Source organism: uncultured Cetobacterium sp. (genome assembly GCF_947039425.1).
Taxonomy (GTDB): Bacteria; Fusobacteriota; Fusobacteriia; order Fusobacteriales; family Fusobacteriaceae; genus Cetobacterium_A.
In genome coordinates, this window is the sequence record NZ_CAMQYW010000147.1 from 1 (window position 1) to 4,727 (window position 4,727).

Annotated in this window: 5 protein-coding genes; 2 read left to right on the forward strand and 3 right to left on the reverse strand. The window is 28.1% G+C overall.

The genetic code is table 11. The annotated features are described in order from the left end of the window. A partial coding sequence (locus Q0V09_RS07860) for a M20/M25/M40 family metallo-hydrolase (protein WP_297488248.1) occupies window positions 1-466 on the reverse strand: 466 nt, incomplete at its 3' end. A gap of 212 nt (window positions 467-678) precedes the next feature. On the opposite strand from Q0V09_RS07860, the gene Q0V09_RS07865 reads away from it, so the two are divergent. Together Q0V09_RS07865 and Q0V09_RS07870 are read left to right on the forward strand one after the other, a co-directional pair. Then, window positions 679-1,386 carry a DUF4396 domain-containing protein gene (locus Q0V09_RS07865; protein ID WP_297488252.1) on the forward strand — a complete coding sequence of 236 codons (708 nt, stop codon included), beginning with the start codon at window positions 679-681 and terminating at the stop codon, window positions 1,384-1,386. Window positions 1,387-1,449: 63 nt separating this feature from the next. Continuing rightward, window positions 1,450-1,632 (forward strand): bacterioferritin-associated ferredoxin, encoded by a 183-nt coding sequence (locus Q0V09_RS07870; protein WP_297405099.1) that lies wholly within the window; start codon window positions 1,450-1,452, stop codon window positions 1,630-1,632. Window positions 1,633-1,658: 26 nt separating this feature from the next. Here Q0V09_RS07870 and Q0V09_RS07875 read toward each other — a convergent pair whose 3' ends face one another. Both Q0V09_RS07875 and thiM read right to left on the reverse strand, forming a co-directional pair. Beyond that, entirely contained in the window at window positions 1,659-3,038 is a 1,380-nt protein-coding gene (locus Q0V09_RS07875) for a TldD/PmbA family protein (RefSeq protein ID WP_297488255.1), read from the reverse strand. Window positions 3,039-3,062: 24 nt separating this feature from the next. Further along, complete coding sequence (gene thiM, locus Q0V09_RS07880) at window positions 3,063-4,487, reverse strand: hydroxyethylthiazole kinase (RefSeq protein ID WP_297488259.1); 1,425 nt, start codon at window positions 4,485-4,487, stop codon at window positions 3,063-3,065. Window positions 4,488-4,727 lie beyond the last annotated feature (240 nt).

A 4,727-nucleotide genomic window follows, 5' to 3' on the forward strand; every position in this document is an offset into this window, starting at 1 on the left:
TTTTATTCTTTATTTTTTCCATTAAAGATAGATCTACTTTTCCCACAATAGCCTTACTTCCAATTAGGTTTGTTCCAAAGTGAGCTCCCTCTTCTTCAACAAATACAACTACCTCGTAATCATGATATAATTCTTTTTTATTTTCAAATAAAACTTTTCCAACTTCTAAAGCACCAATGACTCCTAAATTCCCATCTAATCTCCCACCGTTAGGCACTGTATCTATATGTGATCCACTTAAAACTATTTTTTTATTTTCTCCTACACCATTTAATCTTCCATGAAGATTTCCAATTGAGTCATACCATACATCCATTCCTATTTTTTTCATTTTTTCTATTAAAAAATCTTTTGATTTCTTATCTTCCTCTGTATAAGAAAATCTTGTACATCCATTTCCAACTGTAGTATTAAATTTATTCAATTCATTCAAATTTCTTTCTATTCTGCCTATATCTACTCTCATTATATCCCCCTAGTTTAAATATTTATGTATTACAAATATAATAATAAAATAAATACTTTTAGTCAATTAAAAGTATTTATTTTATTTAAATGTTTAATTTTCAAGCGAATTATTATTTTTTAAATCTTTTATCTAAAGAAAACTCTTTATTTCTTTCTATCTCTATACTTTTTGTCTTTCTATTGTTACTATAAAATAAAGAGGTGATTTTTATGAATATAATTTTTCCAACATGGTTACATTATCTATCTATAATTTCAATAATTCTTGGTATTTTATCTTTTTTCATAATTTACTTTGATATTAAAAAAAATCCACAATCTATGAAAATTATGAAATATGTTTGGCCAATTAATGCTCTTTGGTGTAGTCTTTTAGGATTACTTATTTATTATAAAATAGGTAGAGAAGTAAAAGATTCCTCTATGAAGATGGATATGTCAAATATGGATATGAGCAATATGAATATGTCAAAAAAACCTTTTTGGCAAAGTGTTATTTCAGGAACTTTTCATTGTGGAGCTGGATGCTCACTTGCGGATTTAGTTACTCCTTGGATTTTTATGATTTTTCCATTTACTATTTTTAAAAATCTAACTTTTGGAGATTGGACTTTAGCATACATATTTGCACTAATTATTGGAGTTGCTTTTCAATACTATGCTATCTCTCCTATGCTTGAACAAACAGGACTTAAAATATGGATAAGAGCTCTAAAAATAGATTTCTTTTCTTTAACATCTTGGCAAATTGGAATGTATGGATGGATGGCCATTGTTATATACTGCTTATTTGGTAGAATCTCTCCTTTTAAAATTGAGTTTTGGTTTATGATGCAAATTGCTATGGCTTGTGGATTCATTACTGCATATCCCACTAACTGGATTTTAATAAAACTTGGAATTAAAAGTGAAATGTAATTTTATCTTGACTATACAACACTAAAAAAGTATAATTAAAATATAATTTTTTAGGAGGTTTAAATGGATAAAAATACAATTTTATGTTACTGCAAAAATATATCTCTTGAAGATATTTTTAGAGTTATAGATAATGGAGCATCAACAACTATAGAAATTCTAGATGCAACTGGAGCTGGAACATCTTGTGGTAGATGTATCGATCGTATAGAAGATGTAATTGAGTCAATTATAGAAAAAAAGTAGATGGATTTTAATCCACCTACTTTTTTTTATCTCCCCCCAACTACTATTTCACTAATTTTAATTGTAGGTTGACCTACATTTGCTGGAATACTTCCTGAAACTGATCCACACATCCCTTGTCCATGTCCTAAATTATCTCCAACCATCTCTATTTTATTTAAAATATCAGGTCCATTTCCAATTAATGTTGCTCCTCTTACAGGTTCTTTTATCTCTCCATTTTCCACAATATATCCCTCCATAACAGAGAAATTAAAATCTCCAGTACTAGGGTTTACTGATCCACCACCCATATATTTAGCATATATTCCTTTTTCTGTATTTTTAATCATATCTTCTATCTTAGAGTTTCCATTTAATATAAAAGTATTTGTCATTCTTGAAGTAGGAGCAAATTTATATGATTGTCTTCTAGAACTTCCAGTACTCTCCATTCCCATTCTTCTTCCATTTAATTTGTCTATCATATATCCTTTTAAAATTCCATTTTCTATTAATAAATTTCTCTTTGTTGGTGTTCCTTCATCATCTACATTTGCTGATCCCCACTCATTTGAAAGAGTTCCATCATCCACAGCAGATACAACATCACTTGCAACTTTTTCACCTAACTTTCCAGCAAAAACTGAAAGCCCTTTAGCTACACTTGTTGCTTCTAATCCATGACCACAAGCTTCATGAAATATTACTCCTCCAAATTCATTATCAATAATAACTGGCATTTTTCCACTTGGAGCATATTCTGCATTTAACATAGTTTTTGCTATTCTTGAAGCCTCTTTTGCATACTCTTTCACATCTATCTCTTTAAAAAATTCAAATCCTTTTGAAGCTCCAGGTCTATAACTTCCTGTTTGCATCTCATTCATTTTAGATGCAATACTTTCTATTCCTATTCTGCTTCTTGTTCTACTATCTTCTACATAAGTACCTTCAGAGTTTGCTATTAAAACATTTTGAGTATAATCATTGTAATTAATCCTTACTTGACTAATACACTCATCATAATTTTTTGCAGCTTCATAAGCCTCTCTCATAACATCTATTTTTTCATCTTTTTTTACAGTTGAAGGCATCAATAAAATTTTATTATTATTTTCAATATCTTTTTTTAATAAATTTATTGTTATATCCTCTTTTGTTCCCTTTATTGCTTGAGCCGCTTTTTTAGCTGTTTTTATTAAATTCTCTCTACTCATATCATTTGTATATGCATATACTGAAAATAACCCCTTAAATATTCTAATTCCTATTCCAAAATCTTTTCCTGCAATAGCTTGTTCTACTTTCCCATCAACTAAATAAAATGAATCTCCACTTTTATTTTCTATAAAAACCTCTGAAAAATCTCCTCCTGTAGTTAGAGCTTCTCCTAAAATATCTTCAATTAATTTTTGATCTAACATTTAACTGGCCTCCTAAAATTTATATTAATAGATTTTTATTTTTTCCTCTTTTTTCAAAATATCTCCATTTAAACTTACTATTTCATCAAATATTCTACTTTTTAAAGTTCCACTTCCTTTATTTTCGTTACCTCTACACGCAATTTCTCCACATACAGACATTGCTAAAACTCCAAGAGACACACTTTCAAGAGTAATTCCATTTGCTCCTATTGAACTTCCAATTAAAGAGTTAATCATACATCCTGCCCCTGATACTTTTTCCATCACCTTATTTCCATTATATATCTCTATTAATTTATTTCCATCAGAAATATAATCTATCTCTCCTGTTACAGCAAGTATACATCCTAATTTTTTAGCTCCATTTAAGATTATATCCTTTGTATTTATATCTGCTTTATCTAGAGCATCTACTCCTCTTGAATTAGATACCTCATATAATATTGTTTTAATTTCTGATAAATTTCCTTTTATTACATCCACATAACTCTTTTCCAATATCTCTTCTATAAGCTCTTTTCTTGCATTAGTTGCTCCTACTCCAACAGGATCTAATATCAATGGTTTTAATTGTCTATTTGCAATTTTAGCCACCTCTACAGCCATAGAAACCATCTCTTTTTCCATTGTTCCTATATTTATAATAACAGAAGAAGCAAAACTAATTATCTCTTCCATCTCTTCTAAACAAAAAGACATAAGAGGTGACCCTCCCATTGCTAAGGTTATATTTGCACAATCATTTATGGCTACTGTATTTGTTAAATGGTAAACTAAAGGTGTTTTACTTTTTATATTTTCTAAATTTTTTGTTATTTTATTCAAAAATATTCTTTTATTTATCTTATCAAATATCTCTTTAGATTTTTTAGATGGATTTTCTGCTGCTAAAATCCCAGATATAATTGCAACTCCATCAGCTCCATTATCTATAACTTCTTCAACATTTAAAGAGTTAATTCCTCCAATAGCTATTACAGGTATATTGTAATCATCCTTTATTTTCTTTAGCATAGCTAATCCCATAGGAGTTGCAGCATCTTTTTTACTTCCTGTTGCATATATTGGACCAACTCCAATATAATCTATTTTTTCCTTTACAGAATTTTTAGCTTCTTCTAAATTTGAAACAGATAAACCTATTATTTTATTATCTCCTAAAATCTTTCGAGATTTTTCTATACTCATATCACTTTGTCCTAAATGTACTCCACTAGCATCTATTAATCTAGCTACTTCCACATTATCATTTATTATTAAAGGAACAGATAATCTATCTGTTATTTTTTTTAATTTTTTTCCTATTTCTACAAAACTATCTATAGAGATATTTTTTTCTCTTAATTGAACCATTGTTACTCCATTTTCAACAGCCCCTTCAATAGTTTTATATAAATCTTTATTGTCAAGTATTTCTCTATCTGTAACTAAACATAATCTATACATTTTAGCCCCCTTATAAGGTATTGTTTTTTTAATTATATCATAATTTTTTTTAAACTACTCTTTATATTTTTCCTCTTAAGAGGTATAATCAATTATAAATTTATTTTGGAGGTCATATGGAAATAAAAAAATTTATAGATAAAGTTTTTATAAAAGCTAATGAAATGAATCTCAAAGATTTTGAAATTTATTTTGTATCCTCTGAAAGTCAATCAATTAAAGTTTTTAATAATGAAGTTG

What these genes read in the sequence shown, in the direction of transcription:
- Q0V09_RS07865 (WP_297488252.1), top strand. Translation starts at nt 679, where the DNA reads ATGAATATAATTTTTCCAACATGGTTACATTATCTATCTATAATTTCA.
- Q0V09_RS07870 (WP_297405099.1), top strand. Translation starts at nt 1,450, where the DNA reads ATGGATAAAAATACAATTTTATGTTACTGCAAAAATATATCTCTTGAA.
- Q0V09_RS07875 (WP_297488255.1), bottom strand. Translation starts at nt 3,038, where the DNA reads ATGTTAGATCAAAAATTAATTGAAGATATTTTAGGAGAAGCTCTAACT.
- thiM (WP_297488259.1), bottom strand. Translation starts at nt 4,487, where the DNA reads ATGTATAGATTATGTTTAGTTACAGATAGAGAAATACTTGACAATAAA.